General features: G+C 70.0%; 14 protein-coding genes. 6 read left to right on the top strand and 8 right to left on the bottom strand.

The window, feature by feature from the left end:
* Positions 1 to 9: 9 nt before the first annotated feature.
* Genes ABD357_RS43200 through ABD357_RS43190 form a run of 3 tightly spaced genes read right to left on the bottom strand, consistent with a single transcriptional unit; the run spans position 10 to position 3,208 of the window.
* Entirely contained in the window at positions 10 to 834 is an 825-nt protein-coding gene (locus ABD357_RS43200; protein ID WP_344397170.1) for a carbohydrate ABC transporter permease, read from the bottom strand.
* A complete protein-coding gene (locus tag ABD357_RS43195; RefSeq protein WP_344397168.1) occupies positions 831 to 1,859 on the bottom strand; it encodes a carbohydrate ABC transporter permease in 1,029 nt (342 codons plus the stop codon). Before ABD357_RS43195 ends, ABD357_RS43200 begins: the two co-directional genes overlap by 4 nt.
* Positions 1,856 to 3,208, bottom strand: a complete 1,353-nt coding sequence (locus ABD357_RS43190) for an extracellular solute-binding protein (RefSeq protein WP_344397166.1) — start codon at positions 3,206 to 3,208, stop codon at positions 1,856 to 1,858. Before ABD357_RS43190 ends, ABD357_RS43195 begins: the two co-directional genes overlap by 4 nt.
* A gap of 492 nt (positions 3,209 to 3,700) precedes the next feature.
* Here ABD357_RS43190 and ABD357_RS43185 point away from each other — a divergent pair, with 492 nt between their 5' ends.
* The 4 genes from ABD357_RS43185 to ABD357_RS43170 all read left to right on the top strand — a co-directional run bounded on the left by ABD357_RS43185 (position 3,701) and on the right by ABD357_RS43170 (position 7,412).
* The gene (locus ABD357_RS43185) at positions 3,701 to 4,741 is read left to right on the top strand and encodes a LacI family DNA-binding transcriptional regulator (RefSeq protein ID WP_344397164.1); all 1,041 of its coding nucleotides are present in this window, start codon (positions 3,701 to 3,703) and stop codon (positions 4,739 to 4,741) included.
* On the top strand, positions 4,738 to 5,502 hold the full coding sequence (locus tag ABD357_RS43180; RefSeq protein WP_344397163.1) for an SDR family NAD(P)-dependent oxidoreductase: 765 nt from the start codon (positions 4,738 to 4,740) through the stop codon (positions 5,500 to 5,502). Before ABD357_RS43185 ends, ABD357_RS43180 begins: the two co-directional genes overlap by 4 nt.
* 234 nt (positions 5,503 to 5,736) lie before the next feature.
* Positions 5,737 to 6,882, top strand: a complete 1,146-nt coding sequence (dgoD, locus tag ABD357_RS43175; protein WP_344397161.1) for a galactonate dehydratase — start codon at positions 5,737 to 5,739, stop codon at positions 6,880 to 6,882.
* A 107-nt stretch (positions 6,883 to 6,989) separates the two neighbouring features.
* Positions 6,990 to 7,412, top strand: a complete 423-nt coding sequence (locus tag ABD357_RS43170) for a hypothetical protein (protein ID WP_344397159.1) — start codon at positions 6,990 to 6,992, stop codon at positions 7,410 to 7,412.
* A gap of 87 nt (positions 7,413 to 7,499) precedes the next feature.
* Here the strand turns inward: ABD357_RS43170 and ABD357_RS43165 are convergent, their stop codons facing one another.
* Positions 7,500 to 8,207 (bottom strand): B3/B4 domain-containing protein, encoded by a 708-nt coding sequence (locus tag ABD357_RS43165; RefSeq protein ID WP_344397157.1) that lies wholly within the window; start codon positions 8,205 to 8,207, stop codon positions 7,500 to 7,502.
* Positions 8,208 to 8,257: 50 nt separating this feature from the next.
* The gene (locus tag ABD357_RS43160; protein WP_425585241.1) at positions 8,258 to 8,452 is read right to left on the bottom strand and encodes a hypothetical protein; all 195 of its coding nucleotides are present in this window, start codon (positions 8,450 to 8,452) and stop codon (positions 8,258 to 8,260) included.
* Positions 8,453 to 8,593: 141 nt separating this feature from the next.
* Here ABD357_RS43160 and ABD357_RS43155 point away from each other — a divergent pair, with 141 nt between their 5' ends.
* Complete coding sequence (locus tag ABD357_RS43155) at positions 8,594 to 9,178, top strand: helix-turn-helix domain-containing protein (protein WP_344397155.1); 585 nt, start codon at positions 8,594 to 8,596, stop codon at positions 9,176 to 9,178.
* Positions 9,179 to 9,410: 232 nt separating this feature from the next.
* On the top strand, positions 9,411 to 10,574 hold the full coding sequence (locus ABD357_RS43150; RefSeq protein ID WP_344397629.1) for an FAD-dependent oxidoreductase: 1,164 nt from the start codon (positions 9,411 to 9,413) through the stop codon (positions 10,572 to 10,574).
* 39 nt (positions 10,575 to 10,613) lie between these two features.
* Here the strand turns inward: ABD357_RS43150 and ABD357_RS43145 are convergent, their stop codons facing one another.
* The 3 genes from ABD357_RS43145 to ABD357_RS43135 all read right to left on the bottom strand — a co-directional run bounded on the left by ABD357_RS43145 (position 10,614) and on the right by ABD357_RS43135 (position 12,583).
* Positions 10,614 to 10,976: an ArsR/SmtB family transcription factor gene (locus ABD357_RS43145; RefSeq protein WP_344397154.1), complete on the bottom strand. Its 363-nt coding sequence runs from the start codon at positions 10,974 to 10,976 to the stop codon at positions 10,614 to 10,616.
* Positions 10,973 to 11,419, bottom strand: coding sequence for an SRPBCC domain-containing protein (locus ABD357_RS43140; protein ID WP_344397152.1), 447 nt, complete (start codon positions 11,417 to 11,419; stop codon positions 10,973 to 10,975). Before ABD357_RS43140 ends, ABD357_RS43145 begins: the two co-directional genes overlap by 4 nt.
* 117 nt (positions 11,420 to 11,536) lie before the next feature.
* Positions 11,537 to 12,583 carry a LacI family DNA-binding transcriptional regulator gene (locus ABD357_RS43135; protein ID WP_344397150.1) on the bottom strand — a complete coding sequence of 349 codons (1,047 nt, stop codon included), beginning with the start codon at positions 12,581 to 12,583 and terminating at the stop codon, positions 11,537 to 11,539.
* Positions 12,584 to 12,599 lie beyond the last annotated feature (16 nt).

Below are 12,599 nucleotides of genomic sequence, written 5' to 3'. Positions count from 1 at the left end.
TAAACGGCGTTACTTGAGTCCGGAGGTGGAGATCCCGGAGATGAAGCCTCGCTGCATGATCAGGAAGAGCACCAGCACGGGTACGACGTACATCACCGCGCCGGAGGCGACCACGTTGCCGAGCTGGGCACCGTGCTCGTTGACATAGCCGGTGGCGAGCTTGACCGCGAGAGTGGTGCGGGCGTCGTCCAGCAGCAGGGCCGGGGCGATGTAGTCGCCCCAGGTCCAGGAGAAGGACAGGATCAGGCTGGTGGCGATGACCGGCCAGGACTGCGGCAGGAAGATCCGCCAGAAGATTCGGATCTGCCCGCAGCCGTCGACGATCGCCGCCTCCTCCAGTTCCTTGGGCATGTTGCTGAAGAACTGCCGGAACAGGAAGACGAGGTACGGCGCGCCGGACAGACCCCACAGCACCCACGGCATGTAGGTGTTGAGGAGGTGGAGCTTGGCGAACATCAGATAGGTCGGGATGAGAGTGATCACGCTCGGCAGCATCATCGTCGACAGCAGCACGGCGAAGATGGCCTTCTTGCCCGGGGCGTCCAGCCGGGCGAAGCCGTAGCCCGCCCAGGCCGAGGCGAGGGTGACCAGCACCGCGTAGACGGTGGCGATCGTCAGGGAGTTGCGGGCGTAGCCGATGTAGTCGAAGAGGGTCAGAGCCTGGTGGAAGTTGCCGAGGTTCGGTTCGTGGGGCCACCAGTGGATGGGGAAGGCGCGCAGCTCGGACACGTCCTTGAGCGCGGTGATCGCGAGCCAGCCGAAGGGGCTGAGCATCAGCGCGAGGATCGCGATCAGGAGCATGTAGACGGTGCTGCGCCGGGAGAGCACGCTCATCGGCTGCCTCCGATCGTGCGGGCCTTGGGCTTCGCCTGCTCCGGCTCCACCGAGTAGAAGACCGCGCCCTTGCTGAGCTTGAAGATGAGGAAGGTGACGACGCAGATGATCGCGAAGAGCACCCACAGCAGGGCGGAGGCGTAACCGTAGCGGCCGTTGGCGAAGTACTGGGCGAAGACGTTGATCATGTAGAAGTAGTTGCTCTCGGGCACGGACGAGACGCCCTTGGGCGTGGGGTCGAGCGCGATGAGCAGCGGCATGAAGGTCTGCAGCGAGCCGATGATGCCGGTGACGACCTGGAAGAAGATCACCGGGGAGAGGAGCGGCAGGGTGATGCGGGAGAAGGACTGCCAGGGACTCGCGCCGTCCACCCTGGCCGCTTCGTTCAGCTCCTTGGGGATGTCCTGCAGCCCCGCCAGCGAGATGATCATGCCGTTGCCCACGCCCCACAGCGTCAGGACGATCAGCACCCAGCGGGCGTAGGGGTCGACCAGCCAGGTGACGCCGTTGATACCGGCGAGGTCCAGGGCGCCGTTGGCCGCTCCCGAGTCACGGTCGAAGATCAGCTTGAAGGTGAGGGCGGCGCCGACCGGGGGCACCACGGCGGGCAGGTACAGCAGGGTGCGGAACAGTCCGCGGGCCCGTATCGGCTGGTTCACCAGCACCGCCAGGAGCAGTCCCGCCACGATCGTCAGCGGCACCGTTACCGCGGTGAAGACTCCGGTGCGCCACAGGGAGGACATCGTCTCCGGGTCGGAGAAGACCTCCCGGTAGTTGTCCAGGCCCACGAAGCGGGAGTTCTGTGACAGCCCGTCGGCGTTGGTGAAGCTGAGCCACAGCGCGTACCCCAGTGGGAAGGCCGTCAGGGCGAGGAAGCCCAGCACCCAGGGCACGGTGAACACATAGAACGCGCGTGCCCGGCGGGCCCGCAGTGAGGCGGGCCGGCGAGCGGGGCCGGCCGGCCGGGACGGGGACGACGACGCCCCCGCCCCGGCGGCCTGCTCAGTGAGCTGGCTGGTGCTCACCCCACCAGCTCCTTGCCCTTGGCGATCTGCTCGTTCATCAGCTTGTTGAGCTCGTCGGCGGCCTTGCCCGCGGACGCCTTGCCCTTGATGGCCTTCGGCAGCACCTTGCTGATCACACCGTCAAGGGCGGCCAGCTGGGCGTACGGCGTGAACGTCAGCACCGAGAAGTGCTCCAGCTCCTGCTCCTGCACCTTGAACGCCTGCTTCTGGTACGGCTGGGCCTGCGGCATCTTCGAGCGCAGCGACTTCAGGCTGGGGATGCCCCAGCCGCCCGCGGCCCGCTCCTCGGCGGCCTTGCCGCCGAAGAAGTACTCGAAGAACTTCCAGGCCGCGTCCTTGTTCTTGGCGTCCTTGGGGATCCAGTAGCCGGTGGCGCCGAAGCAGGGGCTGATGCGGTTGCTGCCGAGCTGGGGGGCGGGCGCGAAGCGCGACACCTCGGCGACCTTCGGGTCACCGCCGATCGCCCCGCCGAACCAGTAGCCGTCGGAGGCGATCGCCATGCGTCCGGCCTGGTAGGTGGGCCAGTCCCAGCCATCCGGGTTGGGGTTGGCGACGTTCGGGCCGATGTCGGCCCGCGCGTACTCCAGGTACCACTCCAGCGCCTTGAGCGCCTCGGGGGACGAGAAGTCGACCGAGGCCAGGTCTTCGGCGAACACGCTCCCGCCGGTCGAGGCGGTCATGCCCATGAGCTGCGAGAAGGTGCCGAGACCCGAGGCGCTCAGCCCGTAGACCTTGACCTTGCCGAGCCTGCGCTTGGTCAGCTTCTTGCCCAGTTCCAGCAACTCGTCGTACGACAGCGGCTCGGTCTCGCTGAGCAGATCCAGCTTCGCCGCCTCGAACAGGTCCGTGCGGTACCAGAGCATCTGGTCCTGCGAGTAGTCCTTGGCCAGGCCGTAGCGAGGTCCCGCGCCCTGCTTCTTGCCGTCGTAGCGCCAGACGTCGTTGACCGGGTCGATGTCGGACGGCTTGAGCACCGAGCTCTTGGCGAAGTACGGGTCCAGGTCGGTCATCAGCCCGCGTGCGGCGAAGTACGGCGTCTCCACCGCGCCCAGGCCGCGCACCACGTCCGGCGGGTTCTTCGCCGCCAGCATCGCGTTGAGCTTGGTCTCGTCCCGGGCGACGAAGTTGATCTTTATGCCCAGCGCCTTCCCGACCGTCTGGAGCTCCTTCTTCTCGTCTTCGCTGGACATGACGGTGAGCGTCTTCGAGCCGGCCTTCGTATCGCCGTCGCTCGAACCGTCGTCGACGGAAGCGGCACAGCCGGGCAGGGCTGTCGCGGCGAACGCGGCGCCGGCGGAGACGGTGAGGAAACGGCGTCTGTCGAAGGACCCTGTGGTCGAGACGGACATGCTGGTGAGCCTTTCGTGCGGGGACACAAGGGCGTGCGGACGTATGCGGCGTTTGCCGCGAGGAGGAGCGATAAAGGGGCCATGGGGGGTGCGGAGCCGGGCGGGGGAGGAGCACCGGGCCCGCTCGGCCGTCGTGCGGGATCTCCCGAACCGAGCGCGCACACGTCTGTCGTGGACGTGTGCAGGCACCGGCATCGCCCCACCGGATTGCGACGGTGGTCGCGTTCGTGGTGGGCCTTTCGGGGCGCATCGAGGCACACCCCACCCATGGCTGACTCTGGCTGGATTGCTGTCGTGGAGGTTGTGACCGGTTTCTCTGGCTCTGCCCGGACGTATCGCTTATTTCCGCCTGAGGAAACCGGTTGACTGAAACTTCGGCGAACGTTAAGTTGCGGCGCCAGAGGGTGTCAAGAGTTCTTGCAAGAGTCGGAATGCGCCACCGGCAGACACACCCGAGCGGTCCGAGGCGCCCAACGGAAAGAGGGAACCCACGTGCCGGAACAGCCCGTCAGGGCAAGGCTGGTCGACGTGGCGGAGATGGCCAAAGTCTCCAAGGCCACCGTGTCCAAGGTGCTCAACGGCCGGCAGGACCTGTCCGTCCGGCCGGAGACCCGGCAGCGCGTCCAGGAGGCCGCCGCAGCGCTGGGCTACCGTCCCCACTCCGGAGCCCGGGCCCTGGCCGGTGCCCGCACGCACGCCCTGGCGCTGCTGGTCCCCGCCCTGGACAACCCCACGTACGTCACCATCGCCCGAGGCGCCTACCAGCGCGCCCGCGAGCTGGGCTATCTCTCCCTGCTGGCCGAGGACTTCGACGGGCAGGAGGCCGACGAGTCCTTCAACGACCTGGTGCAGGAGGGCCGGGTCGACGGGCTGCTCATCGCCTCCGCGCGCCCCGGCCACCCACTGCTGGACGCCCTGAGCCGCACCCCGGTCCCGCATGTCTTCCTCAACCGCTCGGTGGAGGGCTCCGGCCGGAACGTCACCATGGACGTGGCCCGTTCGAGCATCACCGCCCTCGACCACCTCTACGGTCTCGGCCACCGCGCGGTCGGCCACATCGCGGGCCCGCCCGGCATCACCCCCAGTGAGGACCGCAAGAAGGCGTTCCTGCGACACGCCGGGGAACTCGGGCTGTCCGCCTCCCCCGTGGCGTCCGGGGACTTCACCGAGGACGGCGGCGTGTCCGCGGCGCTGCAACTGCTGCGTCCGGCCGACGGTAGTACGCGTCCGCCGGTCACCGCGCTCTACACCAGCTCACTCGCCCAGGCGATGGGCGCCATGACAGCCGTCCGGGACCTCGGCCAGCGGATCCCCGAGGACGTCTCCGTGGTCGGGAACGACGACCTGCCCGTCGCCGGTCACCTCTCCCCGCCGCTGACCACCGTGGCGATGCCCCTGTACGAGCTGGGCACCGCGGCCGTGGAGGCCTTGGTGGCCGCCATTCAGGGGGCACCCGTTGGAGACGTCGTCGTACCCACCGAGCCGCGCCTGGTGCTGCGCGGTTCCACGGCAGGTCCAGGAGCGACACCATGAGTCGTGCCGGTCCCACACGCTTCACGGGCCGTACGGCCCTGCTCACCGCGGCCGCCTCCGGCATCGGTGAGGCGACCGCCCACCGCCTCGCCGCGGAGGGGGCGTCGGTCCTCGTCACCGACGTGGACGCCGAGGGCGCCCGCCGGGTGGCCGAGGAGATCGGCGCCCAGGGCGGACGGGCCCGGCACCGTGCACTCGACGTCACCTCGGTCGACGCGTGGACCGAGGCCGTCGAGGCGGTGACGTCCTGGACCGGGCACCTCGACGTCCTGCACCTCAACGCCGGCCAGAACTTCCCCGGAGCGGCACACGAACTGGACGACGCCGCCTGGCACGACCAGCTGCGGCTCTGCCTCGACTCCGTCTTCTACGGTGTCCGGGCCGCCGTGCCATTGCTCAGTACGGCCAGAGGCGCGGTGGTGATCACCTCGTCCGTACACGCGGTCATCGGCTTCAAGGGTTTCCCCGCGTACGCGGCGGCCAAGGGCGGGATCAACGCCCTCGTACGCCAGCTCGCCGTCGAGTACGCCGGGCAGATCAGGTTCAACGCCGTCCTGCCCGGAGCCGTGGCCACTGCCCTGTGGGCCGAGACACCCCCCGAGTACAAGGCGCAGACCATCGCACGCACTCCCGTCGGCCGGCTCGGTGCCCCCGAGGACATCGCCGCCGCCGTCGCCTTCCTCGCCTCCGAGGACGCCTCCTTCGTCACCGGCCAGAACCTGCTCGTGGACGGTGGCCGCAGCATCAGCTCCCAGGAGTAGGCCGCCCTCGCCCGTTCCAGGCCTGACCCCTGCCCGCTCCAGGCACGACCCGGCTCTCCGCGTCCCGGTGGGCCGCGCCCGCGGGCGTCCTGCACAGCAGCCCCTTCCTCACAGCTCGACTCTCTCCCGGAGCGGGCACGTCCTCTCACCCGCCCCAACCACACCGACTCACCCGCACGCTGTCTCGCCCGGGCCCGGCCCGGCGGATCCAGCACAGGACCGGAGGTCCACCCCATGAAGATCACTGGATACGAGCTCTTCCTCGTCGAACCGCGCTGGCTCTTCCTGCGCGTCGACACCGACGAGGGCATCTCCGGCTGGGGAGAGCCCATCGTCGAGGGCAAGGCCCACACCGTCGCCAAGTGCGTCGAGGAGATGTTCGACTACCTCCTGGGGCAGGACCCGGCCCGTATCGAGGAGCACTGGCAGGTGCTCGCCAAGAGCGGTTTCTACCGTGGAGGCGTCGTACTCAACAGCGCCTTGGCCGGTATCGACCAGGCCCTGTGGGACATCGCGGGCAAGACCCACGGTGTGCCGGTGTACCAGCTGCTCGGCGGCCATGTACGGGACCGGGTACGCGTCTACGGCTGGGTCGGCGGGGAAACCCTCGAGGAGCTGGGCGAGTCGGCGGCCGAGCAGGTCGCCAAGGGCATGACCGCGGTCAAGCTCAACCCCTGCGGGCAGCTGGAGCCGCTCGCCACGGCCGGCGCGATCAACGCCATCGTGGACAGCGTGACCGCGGTCCGCGAGGCCATCGGCCCGGACCGCGACCTGGCACTCGACTTCCACGGCCGGTTCAGCGGGGCGATGTCCCGCCGCGTACTGCCCCTGCTCGAGCCCCTGCTGCCGATGTTCGTCGAGGAGCCCGTGCTGCCGGAGTTCTCCCAGGACCTCGGCGCCGTGGTGCGCTCCACCTCCATCCCCATAGCCACCGGCGAACGGCTCTACTCCCGCTGGGACTTCCGCTCAGTGCTCTCCGACGGCATCGCCGTGGCCCAGCCCGACATCAGCCACGCCGGAGGCATCTCCGAGACCCGCCGGATCGCCGCGATGGCCGAGGCGTACGACGTCGTGGTGGCCCCGCACTGCCCGCTCGGCCCGATCGCCCTCGCGGCCAGCCTGCAACTCGACTTCGCGATCCCCAACTTCCTCATCCAGGAACAGGCGCTCGGCATCGGCTACGGCGACAGCAGCGGACTGCTGGACTACCTCGCCGACACCACGCCCTTCACGTTCCGCGACGGCTACATCGACCGCCCCACCGCCCCCGGACTCGGCATCACCATCGACGAGGACGCGGTCCGCGCCGCCGCCGAACGCGGCCACCGCTGGCGCAACCCGGTCTGGCGCAACACGGACGGGTCACTGGCTTCCTGGTAGTCCGTGACAGGCCGCTTGGCGATGGGCCCTACATGTGAATTGAAACTCACGTTGGATTGGGCGCGAGGGCTCCCGCGTCAGCAGTCGGCGACGAACTGCTCACCCGAGTGGGGAACACCTACGAGCTCACGCCGCTGGCCGAGCGCGTGGCCGCGCACACGGCGCAGGCGCTCGGCTCGGCGGACCGGGTTTTCCAGACCCGTCCCGCCTTTGAACCCGCCCACGCGCTGCGCGAGTTCACCCTGGTGGTGACCGATATACATCTGGCCACCTTCGGCCGGACGCTGGCCGCCCTGGTGCGCGACGCGGCGCCGGGGGTGCGGCTGCGGTTCCAGCACATCGCCCCGCAGATCGCCCGCCGCGCCCAGGAGCACCTGCGCACCGTTGACGGCATGGTGCTGCCGCAAGGCCGCGCCACTGGCGGTCAGCCCGTAGGCCCTGCGGACATCGCCCTGAACCCCGGGGCGCGCGGCGATCGGCATGCGTCCCCGGACCGCACCGGCCCCGTGGGGACGTGGCCGGCGCGGTGAACGACCCGGCCGCGGCCTCCCCACCCCCCAGGGACCGCGGCCGGGTCTCTCCCACCGACGGCGTCAGGATCACAGGTGCTGACGGTGTCAGGTGCTGACCTGGGGTTGTGCCGGGCTGAGGAAGTGCACGGCGGTCTGTTCGGCGTGCGGGGCGAGCAGGCCCTGGAGTTCCTTCGCCGCGACCTTGAGGACGTCGCCGTCGCGGGTGGCGTGGAGGGTTTCGAGGGCGAAGGCGATGTGGGTGGAGTCCTCGGTGACGCGGGTGCGGTGGGCGTCGCGGTGGTTCCAGTGGCGGGTCAGGACGCCGGTGGTGTCCGCGTAGATGATCTCGCCGGGCTTGGGGTTCTCGACGGTGTCGGGTTCGCCGAGCGGGGTGAAGGACTCGGTGCCGTCCGCGTATCGGATGTCGACGTCGCCGGTGACGTGGTCCAGGTCGAAGGCGCCGGCGGGCAGGCCGTGCCGTACGGAGACGACGTTGTAGGTGTCGACGGCCGGGTTGATGCGCGGCAGTGTGCCCTTCTTGGCGAGGCGGCGGCCGAGGGCGTCGACGCTGGGGCGGATACGGCGGGGGTTGGTGCCGAAGGAGCGGTAGGCGGTGTGCCAGGCCTCGATGCGGGGGTCGGTCTCGTCGGCGGGCTGCCAGGTGCCGTCGGCGAGTTGCTGCTCCAGGTCCTCCAGGGCTGCGGTGGTGTGGGGCCAGGGTTCACGGCCGCGCAGGCCGGTGGCGGTGACCAGGGCGATGAGCGTGTCGGGGAAGGCGTCCGCGACGGCGGGGGTGATGCGGAAGGCGGGCATGGGCGGGGTTTCCGTTTCCTGTGTCCGGGCGTGGGTGGTCGGGGCGGGCGTCAGGGCTTCCAGGGGCCGATGCGGTCCAGACGGCGGCGCTGCTGGCGTGCGGTGGGCACGTCGAGGCCCTGGTCGCGTGCGCTGAGGTGGTCGGCGACGGCGGTGCGGTGTTCGACGGGCTTGTGGTCGTCGTACTTGAACTTGGCCTGTACCTCGGTGACTTCGAGGCGCAGGCCGCGGATACCGGGCAGCATCCGGCCGTAGGGCGGCCGGTCGACGGCGACGGCCCCTTACTATCATTGGAACGACCACACCGTACAACGCAACGACCGGCCCGTGTCAACCAAACGACCGCGCGGTGCATTGAAGTGGTCGGTGGCGAGGATGGAGATCAGATGGTCGAGACAGCCGCAGCCCTGCGGACGGTGGCGCACAACGTCCGGGCGGCCCGTACCCGGGCGGGCCTGTCCCTGGAGGAACTCAGCCGACGCTCCCAGGTCAGCAAGGGAGCCCTGGTGGCACTGGAGAAAGCCCAGGGCAACCCGAACCTGGCCACCCTGGTCCGACTGGCCGACACCCTCGGCATCTCGGTGTCCGACCTGCTGCAGGGGCCGCCCGAAGGCCGCGTCCGCGTCGTGGCCGCCGACGCCGTGGCGCCGCTGTGGACCGGAGAACGGGGGAGTGAGGCCCGGCTCATGCTGACGACCTCCGGCCCGGCCCCGGTCGAGGTCTGGCGCTGGCAACTGGAACCGGACGAGGAATACCCCAGCCACCCCCACCGGTCCGGCGTCGTGGAAACCCTCAGCGTCACCACCGGCCGGATGACCCTGATCGTCGACGGCACCGAACACACCCTGGAAGCCGGACAGACCGCCACGTTCGACGCCGACGCCCCGCACATCTACCGCGGCTCCGGTACCGAAGCCTGCAGCCTGATCATGACGGTCCACCTGCCGCCCGGTCCCGCTTCCACCACCTGACCCGACCCGCCGTGGCTGATCGCTCGACACATCGCATCCGAGGCCCGCCTCGTGATCTTATGGATCAAACCCGTCAGCCCTCGGAGTCAACAGGCCGCTGGAAGGCCGTAGTTGGGCGAGATGTCCCGGGCCGGGCCGAGCGCGCGCCCGGGGACCCCACGGACTCGCCCGCACGTTCCCCGCAACGCATAGGCACGTCACCCAAGCCATACATGGAGGAGCCGGATACATGGTGACCCGCATACTCGTCATCGGCGGCGGGATCGCCGGCACGACGACGGCCCTGGCCCTGCACAAGGCCGGCTTCGACGTCTCCGTGTACGAGGCCCACCCGGACTCGGCCGAGGACATCGGCGCTTTCCTCGCGCTCGCGAGCAACGGCATGCGAGCCCTCGCGCAGATCGACGCCTCCGCCGCGGTCACCGCGGCCGGTTTCCCGCTGACCTCGATGCGCCTCGTCGACGGCGCGGGCACCGAAGTCACGCAGAGGCGGCTCGGCGAGGCCGACAACCCCGTCCTGCGGTACCGGTGCCTGCGTCGCGGTGAACTCAACGCCGCCCTGCAGGCCGAGGCCGCCCGCCGGGGCATCGGCATCCGGCACGGCGCCTCGCTGGCGTCCGTCCAAGACGGCCAAGACCGCGTCACCGCACACTTCGCCGACGGCAGCACCACGACCGGCGACCTGCTCATCGGTGCCGACGGCCTGAGCTCCACCGTCCGCCGGACGATCGCCCCTGCCTCACAACCGCGCTACGCGGGCGAGTACGTGTTCTACGGCTACACCGCCGGCGCCGCTCTGGCCGAGGAGGCCGACGACGAGCGCTTCACCGTGGTGCGCGGAAGTGCGGCCTCCTTCGGCCACGCGGTGTCGCCCGGCGGGCAGACGTACTGGTTCGCTCGCGTGGCCGGAGAACCCCTGTCCGCCGAGGAGATCGCACACGGCACGCCTGCCCAGTGGCGCGAACGGCTGCTGCCGCTGCTGCGCGAAGACGCCACCCCGGCCGCCGACATCGTCGCCGCCTCCACCGACGACATCCTGGCCACCAACGCCACCGAGATACCGCCCGGAGCGCCCTGGCGCTCGGGACGGATGCTGGTCATCGGCGACGCCGCCCACGCGGCCTCCCCGGCAGCCGGGCAAGGGGCTTCGATGGCGATGGAGGACGCCGTCATCCTCGCCAAAGCACTGCGCGACACACCCGACACCGACACCGCGCTGTCCGTGTACGAAACCCTCCGCCGCCCGCGCGTGGAACACAACACCACCGTCAGCGGAAACATCTCACGGGGCGTCCATACACCGTCCCGCACCGGTCAAGCGCCTGCGGCGCGGCCCGGCGATGAGGAACTTGCCCGGCTGCTGGAGTGGAACTCCACCATCGGAATCAAGGTCTGAGACGACCGCCGCCAGGACCGCTCGGAGTTCGCGGAGCACCTAGCCCGAATCCCGCTCCGCCGCCTCCGCTTCCTCGGCCACGCGCTTGATGGTCGCCAGCCGGCTGTCCCAGTCGGCCGCCAGCGTGGCCATCCACCGCGCCGTCGCGTCCAGTGCCGCGGGCCGCACCATGTAGCGCATCTCGCGCCCGACCCGGCTCCCGGACACCAGCCCGGCGGCATCCAGGACGGCGAGGTGTTTGACCACCGCCTGGCGTGAGACGGGGAGTTGGGCGGCGAGCGTCGTCGCGGTGGCCTCACCCCGGGCGGCAAGCTGATCGAGGAGCTGACGCCGCGTCGGGTCGGCCAGCGCGCCGAGGACGCTGTCGACCGGCCCGATGGCGCCGCGAGACTCCTCCGTCATGCGGAGGGCTGTTCGGCGCGCGTCTTGAGCGCGTCGAGCTCCACGGGCCAGCCCTCGCTGTGCTCCTTGAAGTTCTGGCTGCGCAGCTCCTCGGAGCCGGCCAGTGCCGCGAACCCGCTCTCCACCACGCGCAGCCGTGTCCCGTCGCCTTCCTGTGACAACGTGAACTCGACGAGGGTGCTGTTGTCCTCGCGCAGCTCTTCGCCCGGGAACGCGCTGGTCCAGCGGTACGCCAGGTACGTCGGAGGCTGAACCTTCTCCACTCGCACCGGGAAGTCCCCGTGCTCGGCGTTCTTCGCCACCATCGACTCGCCTTCCCTTGCCACCGTGCCGGGCAGGCTCGTCTTGTCGGCCACCCAGAACCCGGGCTGGGCCACCAGCGTCCAGACCCGCTCCAGGGGTGCCGCGATCAGGGTTTCGCGCTCGATCCGGTCCTCGCTCATGGGTGACTCCTCTGCCGTAGTCATGCATGGATGTCATTCATCGGTGGCGTTCATTGCCACCATTGATGCAACTCCAGGGTTGCACGTCGCTCGCCCATGTGCAACTACAGAGTTGCACTACGAGTCCGCAACCCCCGCCGACTCAGGCGGCATGTTGTACGGCGTAACGACCTGGATCGGGGACGGCAGCGCGGGTGCCGTACCGGCGGGCAGCGCGCCATGGGCCCGCATGATCACCCGGCAGGCCCGCCGCATGTCCTGACGCAGGTCGTGGTGGAGTACGGCGGACAGCCGCCCCGCCCGCAGCAGCCGCGCGTTGTCGTGGTCCAGGTCGTGGGCGATGAAGACCTCGCACGGCCGGTTCAAGGCGTCGAAGGCGTCGAGCGTGGCGACGTTCCCGCCCCCGATCGAGTAGACGGCCTTGATGCCCGGGTCGTCCCGGAGCGCGGCCAGCACCAGGTCGTACTGGGTGGCGTCCAGGCCGTCGCTGTCCGTGACCTCGACCAGGCGCCGTACGGGATGACGGGCGCGTATCGCGGCGCGGAAGCCCATCTCGCGTTCCTCCTCGCCCCGGAAGAAACCCCGGCTGACGGTGGTCAGGACGTGCCCCGGCCGGTCGCCCAGCCACTGGCCCAGGAGATATGCCGCGGTGGCGCCCGCCGCCCTGTTGTCGATGCCGACATAGGCGAGCCGCGTGCTCGCGGGCAGATCGGTCACCAGGGTCACGACCGGGATGCCCGCCGCCTCGAGCCGGCCGACCGCGGCGGTGACCTCGGGGACGTCCGGGGCCTTGAGGATCACGCCCTGCGAGCCGCGCCGGGCGATCCGGTCCAGGGTGCCGACCAGCTCCCCGACCGGGCCGGTCTCGCGGAACCGGAAACGGGAGCGCAACACGGCCGGATGCAGAGACGGCAGCTCGGCCTCCAACGCGGCGCGTACGGCGGTGGTGAAGCGCTCCGGCGCCTGCATCACTATGTCGATCATGAAGGTGCGGCCCACGAGCCGGACCTGGGTGCGCTGCCGGTCCAGGTCGGCTATCGCCCGGTGCACCTCCTGCGCGGTGCTCTCCCGTACGCCGCCCCGGCCGTTGAGGACCCGGTCGACCGTGGCCTCGCTCAGACCCGCCTGACGTGCGATCTCACGGACGGGAAACGGGTGGCCCATGCGCCGGCTCCTTGAG

This window comes from Streptomyces vastus, from assembly GCF_039532825.1.
Lineage (GTDB): Bacteria > Actinomycetota > Actinomycetes > Streptomycetales > Streptomycetaceae > Streptomyces > Streptomyces vastus.
This window is presented reverse-complemented; position numbering and strand designations above follow the sequence as displayed.

Excerpts from the sequence above, each read along its gene's own strand:
- ABD357_RS43190 (WP_344397166.1), bottom strand. The coding sequence starts at position 3,208 with ATGTCCGTCTCGACCACAGGGTCCTTCGACAGACGCCGTTTCCTCACC.
- ABD357_RS43160 (WP_425585241.1), bottom strand. The coding sequence starts at position 8,452 with ATGCTGCCCGGTATCCGCGGCCTGCGCCTCGAAGTCACCGAGGTACAG.
- ABD357_RS43200 (WP_344397170.1), bottom strand. The coding sequence starts at position 834 with ATGAGCGTGCTCTCCCGGCGCAGCACCGTCTACATGCTCCTGATCGCG.
- ABD357_RS43180 (WP_344397163.1), top strand. The coding sequence starts at position 4,738 with ATGAGTCGTGCCGGTCCCACACGCTTCACGGGCCGTACGGCCCTGCTC.
- ABD357_RS43135 (WP_344397150.1), bottom strand. The coding sequence starts at position 12,583 with ATGGGCCACCCGTTTCCCGTCCGTGAGATCGCACGTCAGGCGGGTCTG.
- dgoD (WP_344397161.1), top strand. The coding sequence starts at position 5,737 with ATGAAGATCACTGGATACGAGCTCTTCCTCGTCGAACCGCGCTGGCTC.
- ABD357_RS43140 (WP_344397152.1), bottom strand. The coding sequence starts at position 11,419 with ATGAGCGAGGACCGGATCGAGCGCGAAACCCTGATCGCGGCACCCCTG.
- ABD357_RS43155 (WP_344397155.1), top strand. The coding sequence starts at position 8,594 with ATGGTCGAGACAGCCGCAGCCCTGCGGACGGTGGCGCACAACGTCCGG.
- ABD357_RS43145 (WP_344397154.1), bottom strand. The coding sequence starts at position 10,976 with ATGACGGAGGAGTCTCGCGGCGCCATCGGGCCGGTCGACAGCGTCCTC.
- ABD357_RS43165 (WP_344397157.1), bottom strand. The coding sequence starts at position 8,207 with ATGCCCGCCTTCCGCATCACCCCCGCCGTCGCGGACGCCTTCCCCGAC.